General features: G+C 68.5%; 25 protein-coding genes and 1 pseudogene. 16 read left to right on the top strand and 10 right to left on the bottom strand.

Annotated features, from left to right (window positions below):
* The first annotated feature begins 14 nt into the window (after positions 1 to 14).
* Genes AB0B91_RS27715 through AB0B91_RS27730 form a run of 4 tightly spaced genes read left to right on the top strand, consistent with a single transcriptional unit; the run spans position 15 to position 5,436 of the window.
* The gene (locus AB0B91_RS27715) at positions 15 to 1,643 is read left to right on the top strand and encodes a S8/S53 family peptidase (RefSeq protein WP_358325372.1); all 1,629 of its coding nucleotides are present in this window, start codon (positions 15 to 17) and stop codon (positions 1,641 to 1,643) included.
* Positions 1,643 to 2,242 (top strand): sigma-70 family RNA polymerase sigma factor, encoded by a 600-nt coding sequence (locus AB0B91_RS27720; RefSeq protein ID WP_358325375.1) that lies wholly within the window; start codon positions 1,643 to 1,645, stop codon positions 2,240 to 2,242. The genes AB0B91_RS27715 and AB0B91_RS27720 overlap by 1 nt, the downstream gene beginning before the upstream one ends.
* Positions 2,239 to 2,721: a hypothetical protein gene (locus AB0B91_RS27725; protein WP_358325377.1), complete on the top strand. Its 483-nt coding sequence runs from the start codon at positions 2,239 to 2,241 to the stop codon at positions 2,719 to 2,721. Before AB0B91_RS27720 ends, AB0B91_RS27725 begins: the two co-directional genes overlap by 4 nt.
* Before the next feature lie 6 nt (positions 2,722 to 2,727).
* Positions 2,728 to 5,436, top strand: a complete 2,709-nt coding sequence (locus AB0B91_RS27730; RefSeq protein ID WP_358325380.1) for a CHAT domain-containing protein — start codon at positions 2,728 to 2,730, stop codon at positions 5,434 to 5,436.
* 42 nt (positions 5,437 to 5,478) lie between these two features.
* Here AB0B91_RS27730 and AB0B91_RS27735 read toward each other — a convergent pair whose 3' ends face one another.
* Entirely contained in the window at positions 5,479 to 6,549 is a 1,071-nt protein-coding gene (locus AB0B91_RS27735) for a hypothetical protein (RefSeq protein WP_358325382.1), read from the bottom strand.
* Between the two features lie 286 nt (positions 6,550 to 6,835).
* On the opposite strand from AB0B91_RS27735, the gene AB0B91_RS27740 reads away from it, so the two are divergent.
* The 3 genes from AB0B91_RS27740 (at position 6,836) to AB0B91_RS27750 (ending at position 8,281) form a co-directional block, all read left to right on the top strand.
* Positions 6,836 to 7,252 carry a hypothetical protein gene (locus tag AB0B91_RS27740; RefSeq protein WP_358325385.1) on the top strand — a complete coding sequence of 139 codons (417 nt, stop codon included), beginning with the start codon at positions 6,836 to 6,838 and terminating at the stop codon, positions 7,250 to 7,252.
* Positions 7,253 to 7,290: 38 nt separating this feature from the next.
* On the top strand, positions 7,291 to 7,662 hold the full coding sequence (locus tag AB0B91_RS27745; protein WP_358325388.1) for a hypothetical protein: 372 nt from the start codon (positions 7,291 to 7,293) through the stop codon (positions 7,660 to 7,662).
* A 247-nt stretch (positions 7,663 to 7,909) separates the two neighbouring features.
* On the top strand, positions 7,910 to 8,281 hold the full coding sequence (locus tag AB0B91_RS27750; RefSeq protein WP_358325391.1) for a hypothetical protein: 372 nt from the start codon (positions 7,910 to 7,912) through the stop codon (positions 8,279 to 8,281).
* A 37-nt stretch (positions 8,282 to 8,318) separates the two neighbouring features.
* Here AB0B91_RS27750 and AB0B91_RS27755 read toward each other — a convergent pair whose 3' ends face one another.
* From AB0B91_RS27755 to AB0B91_RS27765, 3 genes are all read right to left on the bottom strand, one after another.
* Positions 8,319 to 8,927: a hypothetical protein gene (locus tag AB0B91_RS27755; protein WP_358325393.1), complete on the bottom strand. Its 609-nt coding sequence runs from the start codon at positions 8,925 to 8,927 to the stop codon at positions 8,319 to 8,321.
* Positions 8,928 to 9,003: 76 nt separating this feature from the next.
* Positions 9,004 to 9,798, bottom strand: a complete 795-nt coding sequence (locus tag AB0B91_RS27760; protein ID WP_358325396.1) for an endonuclease V — start codon at positions 9,796 to 9,798, stop codon at positions 9,004 to 9,006.
* 62 nt (positions 9,799 to 9,860) lie between these two features.
* The gene (locus AB0B91_RS27765; protein WP_358325399.1) at positions 9,861 to 10,484 is read right to left on the bottom strand and encodes a hypothetical protein; all 624 of its coding nucleotides are present in this window, start codon (positions 10,482 to 10,484) and stop codon (positions 9,861 to 9,863) included.
* Positions 10,485 to 10,644: 160 nt separating this feature from the next.
* Here AB0B91_RS27765 and AB0B91_RS27770 point away from each other — a divergent pair, with 160 nt between their 5' ends.
* From AB0B91_RS27770 to AB0B91_RS27780, 3 genes are read left to right on the top strand one after another with little or no spacing between them, the layout of a single operon-like run.
* Positions 10,645 to 12,237, top strand: coding sequence for an AMP-binding protein (locus AB0B91_RS27770; RefSeq protein WP_358325402.1), 1,593 nt, complete (start codon positions 10,645 to 10,647; stop codon positions 12,235 to 12,237).
* A 58-nt stretch (positions 12,238 to 12,295) separates the two neighbouring features.
* Positions 12,296 to 13,036: a sulfite exporter TauE/SafE family protein gene (locus AB0B91_RS27775; RefSeq protein ID WP_358325404.1), complete on the top strand. Its 741-nt coding sequence runs from the start codon at positions 12,296 to 12,298 to the stop codon at positions 13,034 to 13,036.
* 49 nt (positions 13,037 to 13,085) lie between these two features.
* Positions 13,086 to 13,448: a hypothetical protein gene (locus AB0B91_RS27780; protein ID WP_358325407.1), complete on the top strand. Its 363-nt coding sequence runs from the start codon at positions 13,086 to 13,088 to the stop codon at positions 13,446 to 13,448.
* Here AB0B91_RS27780 and AB0B91_RS27785 read toward each other — a convergent pair.
* Complete coding sequence (locus AB0B91_RS27785; RefSeq protein WP_358325410.1) at positions 13,439 to 13,666, bottom strand: hypothetical protein; 228 nt, start codon at positions 13,664 to 13,666, stop codon at positions 13,439 to 13,441. The two genes, AB0B91_RS27780 and AB0B91_RS27785, sit on opposite strands and share 10 nt — an antisense overlap.
* Positions 13,667 to 14,142: 476 nt before the next feature.
* Between AB0B91_RS27785 and AB0B91_RS27790 the strand changes: the two genes are divergently transcribed.
* Both AB0B91_RS27790 and AB0B91_RS27795 read left to right on the top strand, forming a co-directional pair.
* On the top strand, positions 14,143 to 15,465 hold the full coding sequence (locus AB0B91_RS27790) for a cellulose binding domain-containing protein (protein ID WP_358325413.1): 1,323 nt from the start codon (positions 14,143 to 14,145) through the stop codon (positions 15,463 to 15,465).
* 296 nt (positions 15,466 to 15,761) lie between these two features.
* Positions 15,762 to 15,905 (top strand): hypothetical protein, encoded by a 144-nt coding sequence (locus AB0B91_RS27795; protein WP_358325415.1) that lies wholly within the window; start codon positions 15,762 to 15,764, stop codon positions 15,903 to 15,905.
* A gap of 271 nt (positions 15,906 to 16,176) precedes the next feature.
* On the opposite strand, the gene AB0B91_RS27800 is transcribed toward AB0B91_RS27795, so the two are convergent.
* Complete coding sequence (locus AB0B91_RS27800; protein WP_358325418.1) at positions 16,177 to 17,772, bottom strand: ATP-binding protein; 1,596 nt, start codon at positions 17,770 to 17,772, stop codon at positions 16,177 to 16,179.
* A gap of 207 nt (positions 17,773 to 17,979) precedes the next feature.
* Positions 17,980 to 18,582, bottom strand: a complete 603-nt coding sequence (locus AB0B91_RS27805; RefSeq protein ID WP_358326025.1) for a serine/threonine-protein kinase — start codon at positions 18,580 to 18,582, stop codon at positions 17,980 to 17,982.
* Positions 18,583 to 18,885: 303 nt separating this feature from the next.
* Between AB0B91_RS27805 and AB0B91_RS27810 the strand changes: the two are divergent.
* A pseudogene (locus tag AB0B91_RS27810) lies at positions 18,886 to 19,122 on the top strand (helix-turn-helix transcriptional regulator); the annotation flags it as partial.
* A 227-nt stretch (positions 19,123 to 19,349) separates the two neighbouring features.
* Here AB0B91_RS27810 and AB0B91_RS27815 read toward each other — a convergent pair.
* Together AB0B91_RS27815 and AB0B91_RS27820 are read right to left on the bottom strand one after the other, a co-directional pair.
* The gene (locus tag AB0B91_RS27815) at positions 19,350 to 19,562 is read right to left on the bottom strand and encodes a DUF397 domain-containing protein (RefSeq protein WP_358325420.1); all 213 of its coding nucleotides are present in this window, start codon (positions 19,560 to 19,562) and stop codon (positions 19,350 to 19,352) included.
* On the bottom strand, positions 19,553 to 20,374 hold the full coding sequence (locus AB0B91_RS27820; RefSeq protein ID WP_358325423.1) for a helix-turn-helix transcriptional regulator: 822 nt from the start codon (positions 20,372 to 20,374) through the stop codon (positions 19,553 to 19,555). The genes AB0B91_RS27815 and AB0B91_RS27820 overlap by 10 nt, the downstream gene beginning before the upstream one ends.
* Before the next feature lie 511 nt (positions 20,375 to 20,885).
* Here AB0B91_RS27820 and AB0B91_RS27825 point away from each other — a divergent pair.
* Together AB0B91_RS27825 and AB0B91_RS27830 are read left to right on the top strand one after the other, a co-directional pair.
* Complete coding sequence (locus AB0B91_RS27825; RefSeq protein WP_358325426.1) at positions 20,886 to 21,287, top strand: ATP-binding protein; 402 nt, start codon at positions 20,886 to 20,888, stop codon at positions 21,285 to 21,287.
* A 1,150-nt stretch (positions 21,288 to 22,437) separates the two neighbouring features.
* Positions 22,438 to 22,683: a hypothetical protein gene (locus tag AB0B91_RS27830; protein WP_358325429.1), complete on the top strand. Its 246-nt coding sequence runs from the start codon at positions 22,438 to 22,440 to the stop codon at positions 22,681 to 22,683.
* Between the two features lie 338 nt (positions 22,684 to 23,021).
* Here AB0B91_RS27830 and AB0B91_RS27835 read toward each other — a convergent pair whose 3' ends face one another.
* Complete coding sequence (locus AB0B91_RS27835; protein WP_358325432.1) at positions 23,022 to 23,657, bottom strand: M15 family metallopeptidase; 636 nt, start codon at positions 23,655 to 23,657, stop codon at positions 23,022 to 23,024.
* 118 nt (positions 23,658 to 23,775) lie between these two features.
* Between AB0B91_RS27835 and AB0B91_RS27840 the strand changes: the two genes are divergently transcribed.
* A complete protein-coding gene (locus AB0B91_RS27840; RefSeq protein ID WP_358325435.1) occupies positions 23,776 to 26,838 on the top strand; it encodes a BTAD domain-containing putative transcriptional regulator in 3,063 nt (1,020 codons plus the stop codon).
* Positions 26,839 to 26,845 lie beyond the last annotated feature (7 nt).

Below are 26,845 nucleotides of genomic sequence, written 5' to 3' on the forward strand. Positions count from 1 at the left end.
ACGGAGGCCACCGGATGCTGACCATCGACTACGAGAGCGAACCGTACGCCGGGGGTGACGGGGACGGGCTGCCGTCGCGCGACCTGGCCTTCCCCCAGCCGCTGCTGGACCGCTACGGAGCCAAGGTCCTGGACCCGGCCACGGTCGAGCTCGACGCCGGCGAGAGCCGTCCCGACTCGACCGTCTACCGCTCGGACGTGCTGCTGGTCCCCGTCCAGGTGCTGAACTCCGACGCGGGGTTCGCCTGGATCACCGACACCCTCGCGCAGATCCATCTCACGATCGAGGTCTCCGGCCTACGGGACGACCACCGCCGCGCTGGTGAGGTGCCGAGCTGGCATCCCGTCGTGCTCAAGGTGGCCCCCGGCGAGACGGACGTGGTGATCGACGCGTGGCGGGCGCTGCGGACGCTGCGCCGAGCGCTCCCGGGCTTCGCCGACGCCGCCGGGCAGGCGCCCGTCAGGAACCTGCTGTCCAAGATCGCGCTGGACCACCTGCTCGTCGGGTCCGCGTTCGTCGGCGTCGGCGCGGCCCTGGACATCGGCGGCGAGCCCGCCACGAGCGGGCACGGAACGACCGGCGGCGCCTACGCCACCCCCATGGCCGGATACGCCAGAACCCCGGTGAACGTCGTAGGCGGCCCACCGGCCCGCAGACCCGCCGCGACCATAGGCGGCCGGCGCCCCGTGATGGTCATCCCCGACACCGGCCTGCCGAAGCAGCGGCACGCCTGGTTCCGGCCGGTGACCGACCCCGACGCGTTCCTGTCCGTCAGCGACGCGGCACAGCAGCGCATCCAGCTCGCCGTCGAGGCGAGCCTGCCGAACCCGGGCGTCGAACTCGTCGGGTACAAGGAGAACGCCGACCCGCCCAACCCCCTGCTCGGCACGCTGAACACGCACACCGGGCACGGCCTCATGGAGGCGGGACTGGTGTGCCAGGTCGCCCCCGACTCGCGGGTGCTCATGATCAGGGTCATGCAGGCCGACGGAGTGGTGCCGGAGGAGGCGCTGCACGCCGCCCTGGACCACCTGCTGGACGAGATCGCGCGGGGCGGCTTCTACGACGTCGTGTCCCTGTCGCTCGGATACACGCACGAGACCGCCGACGACCCGCTCCACACGCCGCCGCTGCTGGCCAAGCTCACCCAGCTCCGGCGGCGCGGCGTCATCGTGATCTGCTCCGCGGGCAACTACGCGTCGAGCCGCGCGTTCTGGCCCGCCGCGGGCGCCCTCGACGGCCAGAACGACCCCGACCTCGCGCCGATGCTGGGAGTGGGCGCGACGAACCCCGACGGAACGATCGCGATCTTCAGCAACGAGCACGAGGCCATCCAGTGGCACGTCTCGGGCGCGGTGCTCGTCAGCACCTTCCCGCCCGGCGTCAAGGGCGCCAGGACCGCCTCGCTCGAACTGACCGGCCGGGCCTCCTTCGACAGCGACAACCACCAGAGCCAGTTCGCCACGTGGAGCGGTTCGTCGTTCGCGGCGCCCGTACTGGGAGCCACGATCATGCAGCTGTTGATCCAGGACCATCAGGCCGTCGACCTGGCGAACACCGACCGGCAGGTGGCGCTCAAACGCGCGCACGCCGTGGTCGCCAGGCTGAAGAACGGCGACGTCCCGACGATCACGCCGGTGTGATGGCCGCGGACCTGAGACCGGAGCCCGTTCCCGCCGATCGGCGGGAACGGCTGGCGGGCCTGCTCCAAGAGGCCAGAGACGGCCGGCGTGAAGCGCTGAACCTGATCGCCGCCGACCTCACACCGCTGCTGTGGCAGGTGGTCAGGCGCCAGGGACTGGACCGGGAGGCCGCCGAGGACGTCATCCAGACGACCTGGCTGAGGCTCCTGCGCCACCTGAAGTCGATCACCGCTCCCCGCGCCCTGATCGAATGGCTGGTCACGACCGCGACCCGCGAGGCGTGGCGGGTCCAGGCGACACAGCGCGACGCCCAGCCGGTGAGCCCCACGGCGTTCGACGACGTACCGGATTCCGACACCCTGCCGGAGGAGCTCGTCCTGCGGAACGAGCGGCACCAGGCGCTCTGGAACGCCATGGCGCGGCTGTCGGACTCCTGCCGCGATCTGCTGCGGCTCGTCGCGTTCGTCCGCCGCCCGAACTACGACGCGGTGGCCCTCACGCTGGGCATGCCGAAGGGCAGCATCGGCCCCACGCGCGGCCGCTGCCTGGCGAAGCTGCGCCGCCTGCTCGCCGAGGACCGTGGCTGGAGCGTGTCATGATCCCTCCAGATGACCTTGACCCCACTGACGAGTTCATCCTCGACGAGATCAGGAGGATGTTCTCGGTGCTCGACCCCGTGCCCGAGACGCTGGTGGAACGGGTCCAGTTCGCCCTGGACCTCGAATCGGCCGACGCCGAGATCCTGCGGCTGAGCGAGGAACTCGGGCTGCGGGCGGGCGTCCGCGGCGGCGAGGAGAGCCGGACGATCACCTTCGAAGGCGACGCCCTCACGATCATGATCAGCGTCAGCGTCCAGACCCAGCGCCTGGTACGGCTGGACGGCTGGCTCGCCCCGCCCGGCGACCACGTGGTCGAGCTGCGCACCGCCGAGGGGCCGGTCGTGGTCAGGGCGGACGAGCAGGGCAGGTTCGTCGTGGACGAGGTGATCCGGGGGCTGGCCCAGCTCGTCGTACGGCCGGCACTGGACGTTCCGGGGGAGGCCGCGATACTGGCGGTGACGCCCTCCATCGTCCTCTGAGAACCCGTGAGCAGCGCAGAGGTCTCGGAGATCCACGAGCGGGCGGCCCGCCTGCACGGGCTGGCCGTCGCCGCGACCGACGACGGCCACCCGGGGCTCGCCGCGCGGCGGCTGCGTCAGGGCCTGGCGCTGCTGCGCTGGGAGACCGGCGCGCCCCCTGAGACCGGGGATCCGGAGCGGGCGGCGCTGCTCGCCCGCCTCCTGACCAGCCTCGCCCACGCCGAGGCCGAACAGGGTCACTCCGCCCGCGGCACGGAGCTCCTCGACGAGGCGCAACGATGGGCGCCGCCCGCCGAGCTGGCGATCGTGCAGGGCCAGCGGGGGCTGATGTACCTGCGCACCGGCCGTACCGCCGAGGCGCTCGAACTGCTCGACCTCGCCGTGCCGCGGCTCGCCCGCGGCGTGGAGCTGGCCAGGGTGCTGCTCAACCGGTCGGTCATCCACCTCATGACGGGTAAGGTCCGCCTGGCCCGCGCGGACGCGCGCCGCAGCGCCGAGCTCTCCAGGGCCCAGGGTCACGAGGTCCTCGAGGCCAAGGCGCGGCACAACGACGGCTACTGCGACCTGCTGCTGGGCGACATCCCGACGGCTCTGGCGGTGTTCGGCGAGGTGGAAGGCGCCTATCGCCGGGTCAACCCCGGGTTCCTGCCCGTACTCGCGCTGGACCAGGCCAGGGCGCTGCTGGCCGCCGGCCTCGCCGACGAGGCCGGCCGTACGCTCGACGGGGCGCTCGACGGGTTCCGCAAACAGCGGCTGATGCAGGACTACGCCGAGGCGGAGCTGGCCCGCGCGCAGGCGGCCCTGCACGCCGGGCGGTTCGCGGAGGCGCGCGCCTGGGCGCGCCGGGCCGAGGACCGCTTCCGCCGCAGACGCAGCCCGGCCTGGGCACTGCGCGCGGAGCTGATGCGCCTGCGCGCCGAGTTCGCCGACCCGGCCCGTCCGGGGGCGCGCGGCGCGTCCGATCAGGGCGGTAGACCGGGGTCGGGTGGGGTGCTGGATCAGGGCGGCAGGCCGGGGGCGGTCGCGCGCAAGGCCGTGGATCTGGCGGCGCGGTGTGCCGAGCTCGGCTTGCGCGACGAGAGCGAGACGGCGGCGTTGCTGGCGACCAGGGCGCTGGTCGCCGCCGGAAGCCTCGCCGAGGCGGAGGCGCTCTGGAGCGGAGCCGCGCCGCTTGTGGCACGGCCGGGTTCCCGCGACGCGCCGCTTGTGGCACGTCCTGGCTCCCGCGCCGCGCCGCTGGAGGTGCGGTTGATGCGGCGGCTGGCCGAGGCCGAGCTCGCCAGTGCGCGGGGGCTGCGCGGACAGGCGCTGCGGCGGGTCCGTTCGGGGCTGGCGCTGATCCACGCGCATCGTGGCCGCCTGGGCAGCCTGGACATGCAGACCGGCGTCACCGCGCTGGGGTCCGACCTGGCGGCCGCGGGCCTGGCGGCGGCGCTGGCGAACGGTTCGGCGCGGCTGGTGTTCGAGTGGTCGGAACGCTGCCGGGCGCAGGCGTTCCGCTTCCCGCCGATCCGCCCTCAGCATGACGAGCCGACGGCCGAGGCGCTGGCCGAGCTGCGCCACCTCGCCCAGCGACTGCACGCGGGCGAGGCCGCGGCGCGCCGCGACCCGGAGATCCGCAGGCGCTGCCTGGAGCTGGAACGCCTCATCAGAGAACGCGGCTGGCAGCTTCCCGGGGTACGCGAGAGCCTGGCCCCCGTCTCGACCGGCGCGGTCGAGGCCGAGCTGGCCGCCGCCGGTCTCGCGCTGGTGAGCCTGCTGAACGTCCAGGGCAGGCTGCTGGCCCTCGTCCTGGGTGCCGGGAGGTGCCGCCTCCTGGAGCTCGGGGCGTACGCGCCGCTGGCCGAGGCCGTACAGCGGCTGACCGGCGACCTCAACGCCCGCGCCGGGCGCAACCTCCGGCCGAACCTGGCGGCGGTGATCGACGCGTCCCTACGACGGCAACTCGCCACCATCGCCGACGGACTGCTCGCGCCCCTGCTGCCGTCGCTCGCCGGGGCGGACGGGATCGTCGTCGTCCCGACCATGGCCCTGTCGGCGATCCCCTGGGGCGCGCTGCCCGGCCTCGTCGGCAAGCCCGTGGTGGCGGCCCCCTCCGCCCAGGTCTGGGCCGCCGCCCAGCGGGCCCGCCTGGCCGGCGTCGCCGACGGCGAACCGCCGCTCCTGGTCGCGGGCCCCAACCTCACGGCTGTGGAACCCGAGATCGAGCAGCTCGCCACCCTCTATCCCAAGGCGCGGCGGCTCACCGGCCCCGCGGCGACGGTCGCGGCCACTCTGGAGGCGCTCGACGGCGCGTCCATCGCCCATCTGGCCGCCCACGGGCACCACGAGCGGGAGAACGTCCTGTTCTCCCGCCTGGTGCTGAGCGACGGACCGCTGATGGCCCACGACGTTCAGCGCCTGCGTACGGCGCCGCGGCACGTCGTCCTGTCCGCCTGCGACATCGGACGGCTGGTGGTACGGCCCGGTGACGAATTGCTCGGTTTCACCGCCGCCCTGCTCTACATGGGCACGCCGACCGTCGTCTCCAGCGTGGCCAAGGTGCCCGACGAGACGGCCATCGCGATCATGGCCGCCTACCACCGGCACCTCGCACTCGGCCTGTCACCGGCCGCCGCCCTGGCCGCCGCGTCCGCGTCCGCTTCGGCGGGGCAGTCGATGGGGGAGTCGATGGGGGAGTCGTTGTCCACGTTCGTGTGCTTCGGCGCGGGCTGACGAGCCGAGCTGGCGCGGTCTGTGTCCGCGTCGCGTGTGGTCTCACTCGACCCGCCAGTCCTCCTCACGCGGTGGATAGGTGAACGTCTGGGTGTCGGCCCAGCCCTGCGCGACGATGCGGTAATCGTGCGCGGCTTCGCTGGCGGTGTGGTCAGGGCCGATGTCGACCGTGTCGGCGATCGACCAGGCTCCGTTGATCTTCTGCTCGATGACGTAGAGGAACTCGTTGAAGCCCAGGGAGGAGGACACGAACGTGTTGACGATGGTGAGAGAGCGGCGACCCGCGGTCAGGGTGCGCGGGATCTCGACGACCTGCTCCCGCCATTTGTAGGTGCTGTCGCCGGGCAGTTGCCGCCATGTCCCGGCCGGATCCCCGTTCACGGTGATGGTGGCGTACTGGCGGGCGACGCCCGCGTCCAGGCGGCGGATCAGCCGCACTCCGCTGTTGGCGGGATCGACGGTCGCGGTGAACCGGCTCGACCCGCCGGCGCTGAACGCACGGCCGTCATCGCTGACGATGTGGCCAGGACCGACAGGGCTGTCGAGACCGTCGGACGCGACGCTTTGTGACGCTCCCCGCTGATCGATGATGACGCTCACGGCCCCCGCGGTCGCCAGCGCGGCCAACGCCGCCGACACGGCGGCTTGGCGCCAGCTTCGGCGGGGGACAGGGGCCGGCCCTGCCTCGCCAGGCCCGGCTGCCCAGGTGGCGGGCGCCGCGCCGCCGGGGCCGCGATCCGGCTCCGTCCCGTTGGGCTGGCGATTCAGCTCCGTCCCGGTGGGCATCCGGGCGACCCGTACCCGCTCCCACGCCCTTTCCCACGCCGGAAGCTGAGGTTCGGGCACCCGGCACGCCCGCAGGAAAGCCACCATCAACGCCTTCTTGGGGAAGCGCCGACCGGCCAGCATGTCCGCACAGGTCGCCCGTGGCAGCCGGGCGCCGCCCGCCTTGTCCGCCCGCAGCTGCAACTCCCGAAGTGACGTATCGGCCCGCGCGAACTGCTCGGCCAGCAACCTCACCAGATCCTCATGGCAGTTCACCGAATCCACCCCGGGCGGGGACGCCTGCCTGACGATCCGGGGATCCTCGCCACCTTCCGGATGGTCGCTCATCGCCGCCAACCCTTGCCCTCCCTGCCCGGGCCGTTCCGCCTGTCTCTGACGCAAAGTGTACGAGCGATTACCGGACGTGTCCGAGGGATGGCGACGCACCGCTCCGCGCGGGCGCTGTGGCGATTTGCTGTCCGAGCCTGGCCACCGGGTGGCTCGATTCCGTCCGAGTCCGTCCGAGCGCCTGTTGGACACCTCGGTCGTCCGGCTTCGCTGGCCTCATCGCGGCGAACCCGCCGCATCAGACGCACCAGACGCAGCAGACGCAGCAGAAAGGCAGACCACCACCATGATGATCCGCAATATCGCGGCCAACGCACTCCTGACCGCGGTCCTGTTCGGCACCCTCCCGGGCGCCGGGGCCATCGCCACCCCCGCCCTGGCGGCGGCCGAGGAGTGCGGGGTCCGGAGCGATGGCAGGCTCTACTGCGGCAACACTCCGAACATCACTCTGTCGTACGACGCCTCCTACCAGACCGCGGAGACCGGCGTACTGACGAGCAGCTTCAGCTGGTTCCAGTGCTGGGTCGAGGGCGCCCCGCACGCCGGCGGCAACAGCATCTGGTACCTCGCCGCGGGCGACAAGGCGATAGCGCCCTACCGCGGCTGGGGCTTCCTGCCCGCCGTCCACGTGGCCACCGCCCACGACCCCGCGCCGGGCCTGCGCGAGTGCACCTTGGCCGACTACGACCTCATCGGCCCCTGACGCCGTCTTTCGACGACAACCCTGAAGGAGACACACGGATGAACAAGCGTCCGGTCATCGCCATGACCATCGCCACCGCGGCATTCGCACTGCTCGGGCTCGCCCCGCCCACCGCCTCCGCCTCCGCCTGCGGGGTCGACCCGCACGACGGCAGGCTGCACTGCACCAACGAGGGCGGAGTCCCCGTGTTCCACGAGCCCCGGCCCGTGGACACCGTGGACTTCCTGGACACCACGCAAAGCTGGTTCACCTGCTGGACACAGGGCGAGCTCCATCCGGGGGGCAACACCACCTGGTACGGAACCGTCGGCGACAGGTTCGGCGCCTTCGGGTACGTGCCGGCCTCCGTGGTGCACACACCAAGCGGCTTCGACGCCGACCCCAGCAGGTACGGCCTGCGCAGATGCTGAACCTGCCCCGTCTGAACCGGTAAGTGAGCAGACCGGCGGCTGGTGAGATGGCCTGAGCCGAACCGCTCAGGTTCACCAGCCGCCCTGCTCCACCTGGGCACGCCGGAAGGCCGCGAGCGGTCTCGGCGATCTGTGTGGGAGCCGGCGTGTACGACTCCTGGCGTAGAGAGGATGACGACGGACGGGGGATGTCGCGCTGCCGTGGCGGCAAGATCCTTGAGGCCTCACGAGGTCGAAGGAGAGTCGAATGGTCACCCAGGTCGCCAAGGGCAGCGGGTATCTGACCGCGTTCAAGATCGTCGCCACGCTGAACACGCTGTCGGTGCTCTTTCAGGCCGTAACAGCCGGCCAGTTGCTCAGCGGGGCGTCGGCGGGCTCGCACGGAATGGGGGCGCTGGCCGTACACGTGCTGGGGCTGGCGCAGCTCGTCGCGGCCGCGCTGGTCTGGCGGCCGGGACGCGGCGCGGGGTGGCCCGCGCTGGTCGGGCTGGCGATACTGCTGCTCGGGTTCGTGCAGTCCGCGGTGGGCGGGTCGGGTGTACTGACCGTGCACGTGCCGCTGGGGATGGCGGTCTTCGGGCTGAGCGTGTGGCTGCTGGTCTGGGCTTGGCGCCGCTGACGCCAGAGCGGCAAGGTTGGAGTCAAGGAGCAGAGGTTCAGCGGCGCTTTCGCCACGGGAACGGCGGGATTTCGATACGCGAGTGAACAGAGCCATTCCACTTCGCCTGCACCCCGTGAGCGGCGAGAGTGTCGCACACCTCCCGTGCGATGGCGATGCTCGCCGCATCGCTCTTCGTCTCGTCGTCCTCGAAGGCACCGAAGGCCAGCATCAGCCCTTCGCCTTGAACGCCGGACTCGAGGTCCTGGCCGTGATAGAAGACCGCGCCGCGTGGTTTCTCCGGCAACTCCGAGGCGGCCTCGTGCGCGTCGGTCCAGCCGTCGGACATCGTGTAGCCCGCGTTCTGCAACGCGACTATGCCGTGTTCGTTGAGCTGCTCGAAGGCCTCGTCGATGGCGTCGTTCACGGTGGGGGTGCGCCAGGTGTCCTCACGTTCCTGCTGCTGCCGGAACAACTCTTCCGCGTACGCCTTCAGCTCATCCAGCAGATCTTCATCGGTCGTTTCGTCCGCCAGCCAATCCTCTACATCCCATTCGTCATCAAAACCACCTAAAACCGCTAGTTCGATCTGCGCCCGCAAGAATGCGATTTCCGAGTCTGACGCGTCCACGCCGTCGTCACCATTCTCACTGCTGTCGTCATGCATGCCAGGAACCTACATGATCACGACGACACTCCGCGTCTTGCGACCGCGGGGACGGGCCGGACATACGACGCGCCGGTCACCGGTCGCCTTGTCTGGCCAGGTGGTCGGCCTTGCGGATGGGCTCCGGCAGGCGGTGGTACGGGGAGAGCCGCAGGACCTCGGCGCAGGCCGTGTCGAGGGTGATCCGGTGCCCCTGCGACACGTACACCGGCTTGACGTCCTGCTGCGTACGCAGGGCCCGGCCCACGGTCGAGCCGTTCAGGTCGATCGGTGTCCACGCGCCCTGAGCGGGGGCCGGGGCGTCGTGGGTGCCGACGAAATGGGTCTTGCCCACGCCGATCGCGGGCAGTCCGGTCAGTACGCCCAGGTGACACGCCAGGCCGAACCCGCGCGGGTGCGCCAGCCCGTATCCGTCGCAGACCAGCAGATCAGGGATGACGGTAAGCCGCTCCAGCGCCTCCACCAGCGCGGGCAACTCACGGAAGGCGAAGAGCCCCGGCACGTACGGGAACCGCGCCTTGCCGCGCACCACCACCTGCTCGACCACCACGAGACCACCCGCGACGCGACCCGCGCCACCCCCCGCGCCACCGCCCGTGCCACGACTCGCGACACCCTCCGCGAGATTGCCCGCGCCACGACCCGCGACACCCTCCGCGCGATCGTCCGTGGCGCTGCTTGTGGGTGCGGTTGCGGAGAGCACCACCACGGCGGCGGCTACGTCGTCATCGCCGTGGTAGTGCACGTCAAGGCCCGCCACCAACGTGAACTCGGTCGGGCCGGTCAACTCGACGTGAGGCCGGAGCCGCTCCTGGATCGCCTCTGCCTCCTCGGCACTCGTCGGCCACGGGTGAAGCTGGTTTACACGCACACGGCCCAACCTATGCCGCATCAGACAGGGGTGCCGACCATCGCTCGATGAGGGTGGGGAGGCTATCCGCGACTGATGGTCCAGGCCCCGTCCGCTGTGATGGTGGCGTACCGGGTACCTGACGGCAGGACGACGCGCCCCTTGTAGGTGCCGATCTTGTTGACCAGCAGGTTCGAGTACTGGCCGCGATTGTCGAGCGCCCACACCGCGAAGTTGGATTCGCCGCTGTGGCGGATCGTCAGGCGACGCAGACCCTTGCTGGCCGTGGTGAGTCGCAGAACGTCCGAGCCGGACCCCTTCGCCTTGATCGCCCAGTAGCGGGCCTTGCTGATCGGGAGAACCTGGAGGGTCCAGGCGCCGTCGGCGGTGACGCTCAAGGAGCGGATCTTGTTGAGGCCGTTGACGTTGAACGCGGCCGTGCCCCGGTAATCGCCGATCGTGTTGGCGAGGAGGTCCACCTGCTTGCCGCTCGTGGTGAGCGTCCATACGGCGAAGTTGCTTTCGCCCTGGTGGGTCAGCTTCACGATGCTCGGCTTGGACGTCGCGGGGATACGGACCACGTCGTCGCCCTCACCGCGATAGGTGCCTGCGGTCGTGGGAGCGGCTTGAGCGGGGGCCGGCGTCGAGAGCAGGAACGCTCCAGCGAGCGTGGCCAGGCCGACGAGAGCACGTAAATAGAGACGCATCTGTGACTCCTGAGGCGAAGAAGTGTGGACGCGGTAAGACGTGCGATCTGGGGGAAAGGTGTACAGCTCCCGGGCCGCCGCCGGTGTGGGAGGACAGGCCCCAGCCATAGGTTGAACGCGGGTCTGGTGCGTACGGCAAAACGAGGCCGACACTGTGGACATGCAGTCGTACTCCAGCGCCACCGCGCCGACCCCCCTCCTGGGCGAGACCATCGGCGAGAACCTCGAACGGACCGTCGCGGCCTTCGGCGACCGGGAGGCCCTGGTCGACGTCCCCAGCGGACGCCGATGGACCTACGCGCAGCTCGACGCCGATGTGAACCGTCTCGCGCTCGCCCTGCTGGCCAGGGGCATCGCGAAGGGCGACAGGGTCGGCATCTGGGCACCCAACCGCGCCGAGTGGGTGCTCGTGCAGTACGCCACGGCGAAGATCGGCGCGATCCTGGTCAACGTCAACCCGGCCTACCGAAGCCACGAGCTGGAGTACGTGGTCAAGCAGTCGGGCATGCGGCTGCTGATCAGCGCCCAGACGCACAAGACCAGCGACTATCGCGCGATGGTCGAGGAGATCGGCTTCGCGGACGCCGTCTACCTGGACGACCCGGGCTGGGACGCGCTCCTGGCCGAGACCGTCGAGGAGGACCGGCTGCGGGCCCGCATGTCGGAGCTGTCCTTCGACGACCCGATCAACATCCAGTACACCTCCGGCACCACCGGCTTCCCCAAAGGCGCGACCCTGTCGCACCACAACATCCTCAACAACGGCTACTTCGTCGGTGAGCTGATCCACTACACCGAGGCCGACCGGGTCTGCCTGCCGGTGCCCTTCTACCACTGCTTCGGCATGGTCATGGGCAACCTCGGCGCTACCTCGCACGGGGCCTGCGTGGTGATCCCCGCGCCGAGTTTCGAGCCGGAGGCGACGCTGCGGGCCGTACAGGACGAAAGATGCACCTCGCTGTACGGCGTGCCGACCATGTTCATCGCCGAGCTGGGGGTGGCGAAGGGGTACGACCTGAGCACGCTCAGAACCGGCATCATGGCCGGGTCGCCCTGCCCGGTCGAGGTGATGAAGCGCGTCGTCAGCGAGATGAACCTGCGCGAGGTCGCCATCTGCTACGGCATGACAGAGACGTCCCCCGTGTCCACGATGACCAGGTCCGACGACGATCTGGCCCGCAGGACCGAGACCGTCGGCCGGGTGCTGCCGCACGTCGAAGTGAAGATCGTGCACCCGGAGACCGGGCTGACCGTGCCGCGCGGCGAGCCCGGTGAGCTGTGTACGCGCGGGTATTCGGTCATGCTCGGCTACTGGGACGAGCCGGACAAGACCGCCGAGGCCATCGATACCGCCCGCTGGATGCACACCGGTGACCTGGCCACCATGGACGACGAGGGCTACGTCAACGTGGTCGGGCGGATCAAGGACATGGTCATCCGCGGCGGGGAGAACGTCTACCCACGCGAGATCGAGGAGTTCCTGTACCGCCACCCGGACGTCGCGGACGTACAGGTGATCGGAGTACCTGACGAGAGGTACGGCGAGGAGCTGATGGCCTGGGTCATCATGCGGGACGGCGCTGAGCCGCTGACGGCCGAGGCGATCAGGGAGTTCTGCGCGGGGCGGCTGTCGCACTTCAAGATCCCGCGGTACGTGCACGTGACGGACGCCTTCCCGATGACCGTCACCGGGAAGATCCGCAAGGTGGAGATGCGCAAGCGGTCGGTCGATCTGCTCGGGCTGGAGCCCTGACCGCCGCGGATGGATACCCGGCGTCGGGGACAAAACGGACACGGCCTAGCATGGCCAGGTGATCACCGGTGAGGTTCTCGGCCTGCTCGGGGTGGGGGTGGTCGCCGGGGTGGTCAGTACGGTGGTGAGCCTGGCGTCGATCGTCTCGTACCCGGCGCTGCTCGCGTTCGGCCTGCCGCCGCTGACCGCGAACGTCACCAACACGGTCGCGTTGATGTTCACCAGCGTGGGCGCGGCGGTCGGGTCACGTCCCGAACTGGCGGGGCAGGGCCGCCGGGTGCTCCGGCTCGGCTGGGTGACCGCGCTGGGCGGGGCGACGGGCGCGTTGCTGCTGCTGGTGACTCCGGCGCGGACGTTCGAGCTGGTCGCTCCGTGGTTGATCGCCGGGGCCTCGCTGCTGCTGATCCGGCGGCCTTCCGTCAGGCCGGGGGGCGAGCACGGGATGCTGCTGCGGGTGGCGCTGTTCACCGTGTCGATCTACGTCGGGTACTTCGGGGCCGCGGGCGGGATCATGATGTTCGCGGTGCTGTCGGGCTTCCTCGACCAGTCGCCCGCCAAGCTGAACGCGATGAAGAACATGCTGTCCGGGCTGGCGAACGGGGTGGCCGCGCTGGGGTTCGCGCTGTTCGGGCCGGTGGACTGGGGGGCGGCGCTGCCGCTGGCGGCCGGGTTCCTGCTGGGCGGGTGGCTGGGGCCGAAGATCGCCCGCCGGTTGCCCGGTCAGAGCCTGCGGTATCTGGCCGCGGGGTGCGGGGTGGCGGTCGCGATCAAACTCGGGTACGACTCGTACGTGAGCTGACGTGCCGGGAGCGCGAGAATCTGACCACCACCGACCTGCTCTCCCCGGCGTGCAACGCACCGTGCCGTTCGGCATGATCTGCCGCAGCCTGACCATCCTGTGGTATGCCACCCACGGACACAGCCCTGCCGACACCGCCGAACGACGGGCACGATCCCGCTGGTACACCACCACGACCGAACCGTCCTTCGAAGACATGGCGATCAAGCTCCGCCGCGTCATCATCGCCGAACGTTTTCGGCCCCAAGCCCCCTACCAGGCCACACCCGAAGAAACCCATGCCTTCATCGCGGCCTGGGCCGCCGCCCCCGGCCGGCCGCCGAGCCGGTACGAGGCCTCGGTGGCGAGCGCACGCGCCCCCGGTTCTATCCTGACGGCCGGGGGTGCGCGCGTTTCACCGGGTCACGCGTAGAGGAAGTAGTAGCCGTACCGGGGCTCCCATACGCATGAATAGTGGTTCCACCAGTTCTGGGTGATGCCCTTGGTTCCGATGCGCTCGCACTCCGAAAGGTCCGTGAAGACACCGGACAGTTTGGCGGCGCCGTCGGCATGCGCCGGGGCGGTGCCGATGGTCAGCGACACGCCGAGGACCATGACGGCCGAGGCGAGAACAGCGCGTACCTTTCGCATTCATCCTCCTGGGGCTGGGGAGATCATGAAGCTGGACACTAGCACTCAAAAACCGCCACGAAAATTGTCAGGGCCGAATCGTTCGCGGAAGGAGCTGAAACCTCCATCGGCGTTATCGCGGAGCTGTGCAGGTTTTACCGTCGGTAAGGCCGCCGTCACTTCCTGGGGTCGCTTTTTCTGGCTGCCTGTGCATGCCATGGATGATCTGAGCCTGTCGTCGCTCTATCTGCCTATAAAGTACGTTTTATGCTTCTTTTCCTGGTCGGTTAGCGCGGTGCGGCGAAAACTTTGACCATCGTGACTTACGTGCCATATCGTCTCCCCGTCCATATCGATGTGAGCCACGGCACTCGAGCGGGACGTTCGTTCTCGCAGGCGCCACGGTCGGCGTGCTGATCGCGGCTGCCCCGGCGTCGCAGGAGACTACGGACGGCCACTGGGGAAGCGGCGATCATCCGACTGACCGGAGTCGCACCATGCAAGCTCGAACCCGCACGGCCATGCTCGTCGGCGTGGCGATGACCGTGCTGGCCGCCGTCGGTGTGCCGGCATACTTCGCGCCGCCGGCCCACGCCGCGCAGGCGATCACCGACATCGCTTACGCGCCCGCACAACCGGCCGGTAGCAGGGGGCATCTCCTGGACCTCTACCAGCCGTCCACCGGCATCACGCCCCGGCCGCTGCTGATCTGGCACAAGGGCTCGGCGTGGACGGGTGACAACGGCAAGACCGGCGCGGACGCGATCGCGGACATCTTCAACCCGCTGGGCTTCGCCGTGGCCGGCGTCAGCGTCCGGTCCAGCTCCCAAGCCGTCTTCCCGGCACAGGTGCACGACATCAAGGCGGCCATCCGCTGGCTGCGCGCGAACGCCGCCACGTACAACCTCGACCCCAATCGTTTCGCGATCATGGGCGAATCCTCGGGCGGCTGGCTGACGGAGATGGCGACCCTGTCCGGCGGCGTGGCGGCGCTGGAGGGCACCGTCGGCACGACCGGAGTCTCCAGCGCCGTACAGACGGGGATCGCCTTCTACAGCCCGACCGACTTCCTGCAGATGAACGCGCAGAACCTGCCGACCGGCGGGCTGGACCACAACTCTCCCGCCTCCCCGGAATCCCTCCTGGTCGGCTGCCCGATCCAGACGTGCCCGGCCACGGTGGCCCAGGCCAATCCGATGGCGTACGTCGACGCCAACGACCCGCCGCTGATGTTCCTGCACGGCCAGGCCGACTTCCTGGTGCCGCACGGGCAGAGCGTCCTGCTCTACGACAGGATCAAGGCTCAGTGCGGTGACGCCACGTTCGTCTCGGTGCCCGCCGCGGACCACCTGATGGTCCAGGTCATGGACCCCGCCCACTACGGCCTGCAGACCGTCCGCACCACCACCGACTGCGGCGAGAGCGTCGGCACCGGCACGCTGAATCCCACCTGGGCAAACTTCGCGACCTTCCTGCGCGGCGGGCTCAAGATGGGCACGTCCTGCGAGGTCGCCTATGCCACCGGTGCCTGGGACGGCGCCTTCAACGGCAGCGTGACCATCAGGAACACCGGCACGACCCCCATCGACGGCTGGACCGTGACCTGGGCCTGGTCGGGCAACCAGCAGATCACGACCGCCTGGAACGCCGTGGTGGTCCAGACCGGCACCCAGGTGACCGCCCGCGACGACACCCACAACCGTTACATCGGCCCCGGCTCAAGCCAGAGCTTCGGCTTCTCGGCGACCGCCACCGGGACGAACGCCATACCGGCCGAGTTCAAGCTCAACAACACCGTCTGCACCAGAGTGCCCGCCTGAGCCGACGTGCGCCGGGCCTGAGCCGAATGGCGAGGCCCGGCGCCGTTCTTCCGTCATCCGAATTGCCTTCGGAAATGCCGTGACGTGGAGCGGAAGAGCACATTCCCAGAATTAAACACGTTCCGTCTGGCTGTGATCACGGAATGTCGCTGACCATGATCTTGCCTTATTCGATGAGCCGACCCTATCCTTGCCTCTGGCGGCGCGCCGGTCTATTTCCCGCTTCTTTCTTTGAAAGGCCGGAGTACACATATTCCGGGACCCAAACAAATCGGATAAGCGGCGTCCCTGACAGCGTGAGCGCCGAGCAGGCGGTTCGTGAGGGCTGGTACCCGGAGGAGGAGGCCGAGAAGTTCCAGCAGATCGGCGGGGCGATGGCCGACGACAAGCCCGCGCCCGAGATGGCGCGGCTCGCGCTCCTGGACGCGTACGACCGTTGAGGTGAGTCCCCCTCACTATCTCGACCTGCTGCTCTATCCGCCGGCCCGAACGGCTGGCAGCCCCAGCACTACCTGCGGATGCACCTTCTCGGCGAGAACGTGCCGGCGTTCGAGATCCGGAGCGGCTGCGTAGGGATGATCAGCTCGCTCGACCTGGTGGCGAGCTTGTTCCGCGTCAAAATGCAGCCACGATGGCCCTGACCTGTGGTTTGACGGGGTATTCACGCTCTACAGGCTGCATGACAGCACACTCACCGAGCCAGGACACCCCTCATGCACGCAGGACGGTGACCTGGCGGCCGGACGGGGTGGTCGCCTGCTCGAAGCCGCCGCGTTCCTTCCAGGGTGACGCTTCGGGGCGGCGGTCGAAGATGACCAGGACGCCGGTTGGCAAGGTCAGCCGGTCGAGGTAGCGGTCGAGCTGGGCCAGACCCTCAGGCTTCGGGTCGTCTGCGCCGGGTCGCCACACCTTCAGTTCCATGGCCTCGCGTTGCATCAGTCGTCCACCGTCGGGACCGCTGTACGGCCAGCGAACGAGGACGTCCAGGCGTTTGGTGCCGGCGGCGTATTCACGGTCGAGGTAGCCGCCACCGTTGACCAGGCGGTGCAGGAAGGCCATGAGGATGATCTGGCAGGCGGCCTCGTGGTATCCCTCCTGCTGGATGAGGACTTCACCGTGTTCGCGCCAGAACACGACGAACTCCTCCAGTAGGCGTGGCAGGTCGAACCGGCCGTCGGGAAGCACGAAGCTGTGCGGGTCGGCGTGTATGTTCTGTTCCGTCAGGTCGCCCAGCACGCGCAGGATGACCTCCCGGTAGATCGGGTTGGCCACCTGCGGCGGAGGTTTCTGCGTGATCAGGCCCAGATCGCGGGCGTAGGACAGGTCGTCGGAGTTGCTGCGGTCGGTGTAGGGGCCACCGGCCACGATCGGTTCCATCACCCGCTTGACGCGGGGCTCGTGCAGCCGGGCCGCCAGGGAGTCCAGGTGGGTGGCGCGGGCCCGGATCAGCCGCTCCTTGGCGTTATCCACCTGTCCGTCGCCGATCGTCCCGGTCACCCCCATCTTGAAAGTGATCTCATGGGCGATGGCGTTGACCAGCCAGGGTTGTCCCTGGGTCAGCTCGAAGACCCGGTCCACCGCGTCCTTGGTGAACTCCTGGCCGGTCGCCTGGGTGTGCTGGTCGTAGAGTTCGGCGATCTGGTCGGCGGTGAAGTCGCCCAGGCGCAGTGAGTCAGCGATGATGTTGAACGGGCTGGCCGCATTGAACCGGTCAGGAGCGCCGCCCGAGGCGACCTTGTAGTCGCGCAGGTCGCGCAGTCCGCACAGCACCATCGACGCGGGGAACGGATAGCCCTTCGATCGCTTGTTGTGGCCGTCGCGGAGCTGGCTGAGGATGCTGACCATGCTGTTGCCTTGCAGGGCGTCGATCTCGTCGAGGAGCAGCACCACCCGGCGCGGACAGCGCCGGCACCACTCCCGCAGCGCCGCACCGAACCGGCTGCCCGGCGTGACCTGCGGCCAGGAATCCGGCGGCAGCAGCTCCTTTCGCCAGCCCGACAGATCGGCGGCCTCGCGGAGGGAATCCAGCAGAAGCGACTCCGCAGCGGCGTAGTCGTCGCCGGCCGACTTGGCACGCTCGCAGGAGAACGACAGGGCAGCGACGTCGCCCTCGGCGGTCAGGCCGGAGGCCAGGGCGTCCAGGATGGTCGTCTTGCCGGTCTGCCGGGGCGCGTGCAGCACGAAGTAGCGGTCCATCTCGATGAGCGCCCGCGCCTCGGGTAGCCGTGGTGTGGGGGGCAGCATGTAGTGGAGCTGCGGATCGCAGGGGCCGGTGGTATTGAAGTATCTTGCTCGGGGTGGCGACATGGTTACATTCTGCCATCATGCTGATGTGAGGACCCGAAGATCCTCAGGCGGGCCTCGGTCGGCGCTTCGTCGGTGAATGGGTCGTGCTGTTCCTGGTGGCGTAGCGGGTCGGTGCCCAGGAGCCGGCATCTGCCGTGGGCATGAGCGCGATCCGGGCAAACGGCGAACGCCGTCAGGAAAGACTTGCCAGCAACTCGGACACGCGGATCATCGCGCCGTGGTCTGGGCCGTAGAGCCTGGTGAGGTCATTCCGCAAGTCCGTGAGTGTGACGCGAGCCTTGTCCACATCGCCGACGCCGACTTCCAGCTCGCCGATCTGGCGACGCGACTGTCGCCGAGCGGTCCCGTCCCCGCGAGGTACGGCATGAGCCGATCGTGCACCTCGGCCGCCGTCGCAGGGCGGTCTTCCGGCTGCTTTTCCAGCATGGCCAGAATCAGCTCGTCCAGCTCCCTTGGCACATCCGGCCGGAGCTGCCCGACTGCTGTGGGAGGTGTGTTGATGTGCTGGTCCATCACGCTGTATTCGGATGGTCCGGTGAACAGATGCCGACCGGTGAGGAGTTCGTGCAGCACGGCGCCCAGCGAGTAGATGTCGCTCCTCTCTGTGGGTTTACCGGCGCTGACCTGCTCGGGGGACATGCAGGCGGCGGTGCCGAGCTGCTGACCGGTCATGGTCAGCTTGGTCAGCTCGGGATCGTCCATCAGGGCCAGGCCGAAGTCCACCATCTGGATGGAACCGTCCCGGCGCAGCATGAGGTTGGGCGGCTTCAGATCGCGGTGCAGGATGCCGAGCTCGTGTGCCGCCGCCAGCTACTACGAGAGGGCTAGTTCGTCGCCTCATCGCCGCCGGGGTCCACGTCACCATAGAGACGCGGACGCCATGTGCTGAGCTGGCGCCTGTGCGTGGCGACCGGCGACATCACTTACCTCGACAGGGCGCCCTGGTGGCGTGACCTCTGCTTCTCTACCTGGAGGGGCCAGGGCAGGCCGCTGGTCGGCTTCGGCTCGCACCGTAAATCGCTCCCTAGGCAACTCGGGCTCACGCCCTCGTGGCGGCGAGCTTCACCGAGAGCTCGCCAGTCACACCACGTCGTCGCGCATGACGCAGAGATCATGAGCCGCCCCGGTGCCGGAGCCGCGTATGAGGCGGCACGTCTGCGCTTCGAACTAGGTGCGGCCGTACGGAACCGCCGTGAAGAGCTCGGTCTGACCCAGGCTGAACTGGCCGAGCGGGCCGGGCTCAAGTAGCCGGCTGTGGCGCGGTTTGAGGCTGGCGGCACGATGCCTACCATCCCCATGCTGGAGCGTCTTGCCGAGGCCCTTGCCCTGCGTCTCACTGTTCGTCTTCAGCCGCTTCAGAAGGCGGGCCAGGGACGGCCACATCAAGACAGGCCCCTGCCTGCTCTTTCGTGGCTGCGATGCGATCGCGGGAGCGCGACCGGAGGCCAGGATCGATAGATCAGTGCCTCGCCTCCGGTTCGTGCCCGAAGTCGGCGCCCCTCATCGCGTAGCGGAGCGTCCGGGCAGAGCGGTCCGTGAGTCGTGCGGAACCCGTCCAGCCCGATCTTGCCGGCTGTTTAGAAGTCGAATTCGCCGCGCCTGGCCCCGTCCAGGAAGGCATCCCAAACGCTTGCCGTCACCACGAACGGTGCCTGTCCTGGACTCTCGGTGTCACGGATGGCCACCCGTCCTCCGGACAAGGGGGCGACCTCGATGCAGTCTCCGCCATTGGGTCCGCTCTTGGTGGCCTTGCGCCAGGCGGCGGTCCTCAGTTCGTCGTTCACGTCCATGCCTTGATTGCCTCTCTGAGTAGCTCGACAGACACATGTTGGGGGTGTGCCTCAGCTCGGATGGCGTCGTACCTCGTATGGAGCGCAATGACGTCCTCCGATCGGTCAGTAACCTGCCCGCGTCCGGTGGACTCGTAATACACGATATCCGGACTTCCGGCTATCTGTGCGATCACGAAGCCACCGAGGATCCCTGTGGTGACACCAAGAGCTATGGGGACCACTTGGACAGCGATACATGGCATTTTCGCCATCTCGACTAGGTGTTCAAGCTGGCGACGGATGATCTCTCGTCCTCCGACGGGGCGTTGGAGGACGCCTTCATCGAGGACCGCCCACAACATGGGGGGATTGGGACGGGACAAAATGACCTGGCGCTCCAGACGTGCTTGTACGGCTTTTTCTACCTGCTCGTCTGTGACACCAGGCTCGCCACGCAGCATGGCGCGAGCGTACTCCTCTGTTTGCAGCAGCCCAGGAACGAGAAGGGGCTGCCACGTTCGCAGAGTGTGAGCTTCCTGCTCGATGTCCAGCCACTCGCGAAACCATCGAGGGCTCGCCTCCCGGCTCAGGAGCGGCCAGAGCCGAAGTAGCTCCCCGTCAGCTCTCAAGGCTTCGTCGCAGCGTTGTACGAGGTCCTTGCTCGGTGTCCGCTGAGCTCTCTCAATGAGGCCGACCAGGCTGGGGCTGAACCTGATTTTCTCCGCCAATTGCTCCTGGGACAATTTTGCCCTTTTTCGGAATTTGCGTAGCTCGGCACCGAAGAAGGCCAACGGGCTGGCCGTGGGATCAAGCTCAATGGGTGCGGGCATCCGTGACTCCAGTCTGACGAGTGGTGCGAGAGTCCTACGTCAATCGGACAGCCAGCAATACGGAACTGTCCGAACGGTGTGCCATTAATTTCATTCCGTAATGTAGCTCACCGCAGGCACCCTGTGTAGTGGCCAGGGCAAGCAATAACAGGCACAGCGGCATGGTCGCACAAGGTGTGGCCGCATCCGGTCTGATCGCCCAGTCTGAAGATGGGCCCAGTAGAAAATATTCCGGTCATAAAAGGAATTGTCCATCCATTTAATTCGGTTAGTCATGAATGCGCTGCAGTTCGGGCAAACCGGCGCTGGTGTGTGTGGGAGGTGAGGCAATGAACGGACTCTTTCTCGGCGAGATCGGGTTGCCGGGAGTCGCGCAATCGGTGGGTGTGGCTCGTCGCTGCGTCGAAGAGATCCTTTCGACGGGCGGAATGGCCAAGGCTGTTCGAGGAGAGGCCCTATGACATCGGTGACGGCTGCGGTGGCGGATCGGTCAGGCCCTCTCGGGCGGAGTATGGTCTGGCGGCTTCGCGATGACGCTCGGGCGGTCGGTGATGCTCGCGACCTCGTACGGCGCGTACTTCTGATGGTCGGTCTGCGGCGGAATCTGGTTGATGACGCCGTGCTGATGGTCAGCGAGCTGGTCACCAACGCGGTTTTGTACGGTGACGCGCCGTACGAGCTGGTGGTACAGGTCGATCCGGTCGAAGTGGTCTGCATGGTGGTCGACGCAGGAGCCGTCCGCCCGATGCTGCGGAGTACGGACACTCAAGCCGAGAACGGCCGGGGACTGCTGATCGTGGCGGAGCTGTCGGCCGGGCTGTACGGCTGCATCCCGCAGGGGTTCGCCACGTGCCCTGGACTGGCGGGCAAGGCGACCTGGTTCGCGCTGCCTCGTACGGAGGTTCGGCGATGAGCGGGGCACAGGACCCGCTGGAGGAGTATCACGGCCTCCACGTGGCCCCTCTCCGGAGGGATCACGAGCAGCTCGCATGGATGAGCCCGGCCGCTCGGTGCGGGTGGGTTCGGGTGCGCCGGCACACGTGTAGTCGTTGCGTGCCCTGGTACGAGTTCTGCGTCGCGGGTGGGCTGGCGTTCGTCCGGCGTTCCACCGATGGCGTGATCCACGAGACGGCGTGGACGATGGCGGCCGAGGCGGAGCGGGTCTGGGGGCGCTGCTCAAAGGTGCAGCCCGGTGAGTTCGTCTGGCCTGGGGTGGTGCCAGTCTTGCCAGCGGGGCAGGGTCGTCGAAACCCGCTTGCGCGGGACATCCGGCTCAGTCTTGCAGGCGTCTCATTGGCGGGGCACGTGCTTCTCTAGTGCCCGTCGGCATTACCGTTGACAGCCGAGCTAGCGCTTCGACAAGGTTATGTACACACCACGGAGATATCTTGTGATCTAGATTCACAAAGTGAGTAGGGTGAGTGGGACTCGAACCCACGACCCACGGATTATGAGTCCCTTGGTCGCGTGTCGGGATGTGACTCCGTCGGGGTGGGCGTGCCGGTTTGTCCGCGACTCCACCGATTCCCGTGCCGGGCCGTACCGGATGGTAGACGCGCACGCGCAGATCGGGTGGTATGTCCACGAGGCAGGAGGGTGGCGACCCGGGGGCGATGGCCGTGCCCAATGCCGAGGCCGTCGACGATTGGGGCGAGGAGCACCCAGGCGGGGCGGGATCCGGCGGAGCCTTGGGACGATCATGACGGCCGCGCCCAGGGTGATGACCTGTCGCCTTAGGCGGCGGGCGAGGTGGTGGGCGTTGAGCGAAGTAACCGGGTACCCGGTGCCGATCGCGGCTCAGCATACCGAGGCTATACCGGTCGCTACTAAAGTCCCTTTCGTTCTTGGGTCCTCTGATCTGGGTCTCCTTATCGTACTCGCATTGAAAGAATGGTGCTGTGATGCGGAGTATTCGTACGCAGTTGGTCGCTACGGCGGTCGTACCTCTTCTGACCGCCGGATTGGTCGCGGCAGTCCAGCCCGCAGCGGCAGCTTCTGCCCGCGTCGAATCCAGCGGCGCAGCGAAATGCGTCCTGTTCCCGGGTACCCCTAAAAGGACCAGCATGGGGACCAGTGTGATCGGTGCGGGCACCGCGTCGAGTGACTGCAAGGGCCAAGTCACGCTCAGGCTTCAGCGCAAGCGGTGGTACGGCTGGGAAACCGTGGCGAATGACACCTGGGACACGAAGTACGGCAGGAGTGCGGTCGTCGAAAAGGGCTGTGCCGGTACCAACTACACCTGGCGTGTGTGGATGTACTCCGACAGCGCAGGCGGCGCCACCGCCGCGAACGTGAAGATCAGCTGCTGAGTGCCGCTCGATCAGCCGTGATGTGGGATGTCGGAACGAGCAGCTGGGGCTCGCTGCGCTGTGGCCGGGCCGACCGTGCCTGCGGGATCGACTTCGTCGAAAGGGGCATCCGGCCTGTCGGGCCGCAGATCGGTGGATACCAGCTACTGCCGCCTCAGCTACCTCACCCGTCCGCGACCGCCTCTGCCACTCGGCGGAAGGCCGTCGCGTCCGCGACACCGACGGAAATCGCGGGCGCGCACCGGTGTTATCAGCTCTACGCTCGCGCGCGGCCGATCAAGGCCTTCGTGTCCGAATTGCCCTCCAAGTGTGGACGTTCTCCAGGGGGATGGGCGCCGTCACCTCATCCGAGAGGGTCCGTAACGAGCTGCGGGTGCACCGGTCATGAGGGCCCAGTACCGGTCACCATAGGACCAGTGCCACCATTCGGTCGGGTAGTTCACGAACCCCGCCGCGGACATGGCGTCGCCGAGCAGACGTCGGTTGGCCCAGGCTTCAGGGGAGATCTCTGGATGGAGCGTGTAGCACGCGCCGCCGCTCTCTTCCGGCCCGGCGTTGACCGGCGTACCCATGTTCACCTCGGTGCCGTCGTCGGCGGCCAGCGTGAGATCGACGGCGGCTCCGCACACGTGCGGGGCCACTTCCGGCGGCGCCAGGGAGCGGCTGGCCTGGATGTGCACGAATTCCTCGGTCCACGTGGGATTGGCCTGGCGCAGTCGAGCGGCGTACCGGGAGAAGTAGTGTTCCTGCAGCGCGAGCGGCCGGTAGCCCTCCACGATCAGCAACCGCAGCCCGGCGGGAAGCCTGCCCTGCGCGATCAGCAATCGGTCCACCAGGCCCACGCGCAGGTGCGCGTAGTCCCCGGCCGGGTCGGCCTGGCGATCGTCCACGAGCATGGACGGCACCCTGCGCAGGTCGAAGAGCGGTTCGCCGCACTCCATCGCGGGGATGGCCGAGACTCGGCGATCAGACATCAGCACGATCGGTTCATCTGTCATTCGCGTGGGGGGATCCTTCCGCTGAGTCTTCATTTGTATGATCATGAGGCGGCTCGCTGTAAGTTCTCTGCAAATGCCCTCATGCGAGGTAGCAGTGGAATTTCGCCTGCTCGGACCGGTCGAGGTGTGGAACGGTGATCATTGGGTAGCGTTGGGCGGTCCCAAACCACGCGCGCTGCTGGCCGCGTTGCTGCTGCGGGCAGGCCAGGTCGTCTCCGTCGATCGGCTGGTGCATCTGGTCTGGGGCGCTCATGCTCCTGACACCGCTCGCGGACTGGTCCAGACCTACGTCTCCGCCCTGCGCCGCAAGCTGGGCGGCGATCTGATCGAGACCCGGCCTCCCGGATACCTCGTGAGACTCGACCGCGGAGTCCTCGATGTCCGGGCGTTCGAGCAGCTCGCCGACGACGCCCGGCGCGCCGTGGCGGAGGCACGGCACGAGGATGCGGCGCGGTCGCTGCGCGCTGCGGAAAGGTTGTGGCGCGGTCCCGCACTGGACGGGGTTGGGGAGGCACTCAGCGCCGATGTGGCCCGGTTGACCGAACTGCGGCTGACCGTCGTTGACGAGCGGATCGCTGTCGAGCTGCAGCTGGGCCGGCAGAGCGAGGTAGTGGCGGAGCTCACCTCGCTGGTGGCCGCGCACCCCGCCCGCGAGCGGATGCGCGGCCACCTGATGACGGCGCTCTACCGGCTGGGCCGATCCTCCGAAGCACTGGCGGTCTACGAGGACGGTCGCAAGGCCCTGGCCGAGGAGCTCGGAATCGACCCCGGTCCCGATCTGCGCGCGTTGCATCAGGCGATCCTCCGCGAGGATGTCGCTGTGCTGGGCTTCGTTCCGCTGGCCCAGCCGGCCATGGAGGAGCACGGGCGGGTCATCCCGGCGCAACTTCCGGCGGACGTACCGGACTTGGTAGGCAGGGCAGCTCTCATCGCCGGCCTCACGCCCCTGCTTGACATCAACCACACCGCGCCGCCGGTGCTTGTCATCTCCGGGAAGGGCGGAGTGGGCAAGAGCGCCGTCGCGGTGCACCTGGCGCGTCAGGCGGGCTATCGGTATCCGGACGGCCAGCTTTTCGCCGACCTACGGGGCACCACCGACAGTCCGGCGACAGCAGAGGAGGTGCTCAGCAGATTCCTGCGCGCGCTCGGTATCCCCTACACCGCCCAACCCGAGTCCGCGCAGGATCGGGCTGATCTCTACCGCAGCCTGCTGGCGCAGCGCCGGGTCCTGCTGGTCCTCGACGACGCTCGCAGCGAGCAGCAGATCCGCCCGCTGCTGCCCGGCGGGACCGGATGCGCGGTCCTGATCACCTCGCGGGGACGCCTGGCCGGGCTCGCCAGCGCCCACCTGACCGATCTGGATGTACTGGACACCGAAGGCGCGCTCGCGCTCCTCGGCTCCATCCTCGGTGCGGATCGCCTGGCCGCGGAGCCGGACGCCGCCGCTGAGATCGTCCGGCTTTGCGGTCTGCTTCCGCTGGCCGTACGGACTGCCGGAGCCCGGTTGGCTACCCGGCGGCACTGGACGCTGGCCACCATGGCAGGACGCCTGGGCGTAGAGCACCGGAGGCTGGACGAACTCGTCGCCGGGGACGTGGCCGTCCGGGCCAGCGTCGGGCTCAGCTACCGATTACTGGACCAGCAGGCTCAGACGGCGTTTCGCCGGCTCGGTCTGCTCGGTACCCCCGATTTCCCCTCGTGGATCGTCGCCCCGCTGCTGGACATCCCCGCCGATGACGCCGATGACGTCGTCGAACGGCTCGTCGACGCACAGCTCGTCGATCACGTCACGATCGACGCGGTCGGTCAGTCCCGCTTCCGGCTGCACGATCTGCTGCGGGTCTTCGCCGCCGAATGCTCCGAAGTCTGCGACACCGCTGCCGAGCGAGATGCGGCCATCACCCGTACGCTGGGCAGCTGGCTCCAGCTGATCATCGAGGTCGGTTCCCGGGTACCGTCCGGCGAGGTCGAGCTGCGCCGTCACTATGCTTCCGCACTTCCCGTGGACGACCACGTCGCCAGGCGAGTCGTGGCCGACCCCGAGGCATGGCTGGAAGCCGAGACACCGGCCTTGATCGTGGCGGTCGGGCGTGCCGCCTGTCTCGACCTCGACGTGGCCGCCTGCGACCTGGCCACGGCGCTCTCCTTCTTCCGCGTCTTCTCCGCCAACCGGCTGGCCGAATGGCACAGCAGCCACGCTGCGGCGCTGGCGGCGACCCGTCGCGCGGGCAACCGGCTCGGCGAGGCGGCACTGCTGGCCGGGCTGGGCCAGATCCACTACAGCCTCGATCACTTCGACCAGGTGCGTGAGCACCTGTCGCAGGCGCTCACCATCTTCATCGAAGCCGGGGACCGCAGGGGCGAGGCCGTCGCCCTGGCCGGTCTGGGCGGCGCCTGCCGGGAGCAGTGCCGCCTGCGCGAGGGCTTGGGTCTGCTGTCCAGATCGGCGGAGCTGTTCCGCCTGCTGGGCGACGACATCGGCATCGGCGCGACCTGCCGTCTTTCCGCCACTATCCACCTGGAGCTCGGCGAGTACGACGCCACATGGCCGCTGCTCGACCAGGCCCTCACCGCGTACCGGAGCGCCGACAGCGGGCGCGGCGAGGCACTGACCGTGCGGACCAGAAGCCTGGTCCACCGCGCTCTCGGCGACTATGCCCAGGCCGAGCGGGACAGCACCGAGGCCCTCGCCATGCTGCGGGCCTCCGGCGAACAGCTGATGATCGCGTTCGCGGTCCAATCGTGGGCCAAGGTGGAGATCCGGCAGGGCCGCGGCGCCGCCTGCCTGCCTTCGATGGTCGATGCTCTCGACGTGTGCAGAAACCATCTCGACCGGTACGGCGAGGCTCTGATGCTGCGCACCATCGGCGAGCTCCACCTGGCCGAGGGCGAACTGGACCTGGCAGAAGCCCACCTGATCGAGTCCATCGCCATCTCGCAGGAGCTCGGCACCGCGCTGCCGGCAGCTCGGGCCAGACGCGACCTCGCAGCCGTGCTGGCGGCGCGCGGCGACAGCGCCGCCGAGGCGATGCTCGCCACCGCGCTGGAAATTTTCTCCGAGCACGAGGCCAGAGAGTTCGCCGAGCTCACGCACCCTGCCGCCGCGCGCCTGCCACCACTCCGACGTCCTCAGACTACAGAACTGGAAAGGGCTTAGAGCGAAC

Source organism: Nonomuraea sp. NPDC049141 (genome assembly GCF_040648415.1).
In the GTDB taxonomy this organism is placed as follows: Bacteria; Actinomycetota; Actinomycetes; order Streptosporangiales; family Streptosporangiaceae; genus Nonomuraea.

Excerpts from the sequence above, each read along its gene's own strand:
- AB0B91_RS27770 (WP_358325402.1), top strand. The coding sequence starts at position 10,645 with ATGCAGTCGTACTCCAGCGCCACCGCGCCGACCCCCCTCCTGGGCGAG.
- AB0B91_RS27735 (WP_358325382.1), bottom strand. The coding sequence starts at position 6,549 with ATGAGCGACCATCCGGAAGGTGGCGAGGATCCCCGGATCGTCAGGCAG.
- AB0B91_RS27800 (WP_358325418.1), bottom strand. The coding sequence starts at position 17,772 with ATGTCGCCACCCCGAGCAAGATACTTCAATACCACCGGCCCCTGCGAT.
- AB0B91_RS27715 (WP_358325372.1), top strand. The coding sequence starts at position 15 with ATGCTGACCATCGACTACGAGAGCGAACCGTACGCCGGGGGTGACGGG.
- AB0B91_RS27830 (WP_358325429.1), top strand. The coding sequence starts at position 22,438 with ATGGGGACCAGTGTGATCGGTGCGGGCACCGCGTCGAGTGACTGCAAG.
- AB0B91_RS27755 (WP_358325393.1), bottom strand. The coding sequence starts at position 8,927 with ATGCATGACGACAGCAGTGAGAATGGTGACGACGGCGTGGACGCGTCA.
- AB0B91_RS27745 (WP_358325388.1), top strand. The coding sequence starts at position 7,291 with ATGAACAAGCGTCCGGTCATCGCCATGACCATCGCCACCGCGGCATTC.
- AB0B91_RS27835 (WP_358325432.1), bottom strand. The coding sequence starts at position 23,657 with ATGTCTGATCGCCGAGTCTCGGCCATCCCCGCGATGGAGTGCGGCGAA.
- AB0B91_RS27750 (WP_358325391.1), top strand. The coding sequence starts at position 7,910 with ATGGTCACCCAGGTCGCCAAGGGCAGCGGGTATCTGACCGCGTTCAAG.
- AB0B91_RS27815 (WP_358325420.1), bottom strand. The coding sequence starts at position 19,562 with ATGGACGTGAACGACGAACTGAGGACCGCCGCCTGGCGCAAGGCCACC.
- AB0B91_RS27785 (WP_358325410.1), bottom strand. The coding sequence starts at position 13,666 with ATGCGAAAGGTACGCGCTGTTCTCGCCTCGGCCGTCATGGTCCTCGGC.
- AB0B91_RS27720 (WP_358325375.1), top strand. The coding sequence starts at position 1,643 with ATGGCCGCGGACCTGAGACCGGAGCCCGTTCCCGCCGATCGGCGGGAA.
- AB0B91_RS27740 (WP_358325385.1), top strand. The coding sequence starts at position 6,836 with ATGATGATCCGCAATATCGCGGCCAACGCACTCCTGACCGCGGTCCTG.
- AB0B91_RS27725 (WP_358325377.1), top strand. The coding sequence starts at position 2,239 with ATGATCCCTCCAGATGACCTTGACCCCACTGACGAGTTCATCCTCGAC.
- AB0B91_RS27790 (WP_358325413.1), top strand. The coding sequence starts at position 14,143 with ATGCAAGCTCGAACCCGCACGGCCATGCTCGTCGGCGTGGCGATGACC.
- AB0B91_RS27820 (WP_358325423.1), bottom strand. The coding sequence starts at position 20,374 with ATGCCCGCACCCATTGAGCTTGATCCCACGGCCAGCCCGTTGGCCTTC.
- AB0B91_RS27765 (WP_358325399.1), bottom strand. The coding sequence starts at position 10,484 with ATGCGTCTCTATTTACGTGCTCTCGTCGGCCTGGCCACGCTCGCTGGA.
- AB0B91_RS27825 (WP_358325426.1), top strand. The coding sequence starts at position 20,886 with ATGGTCTGGCGGCTTCGCGATGACGCTCGGGCGGTCGGTGATGCTCGC.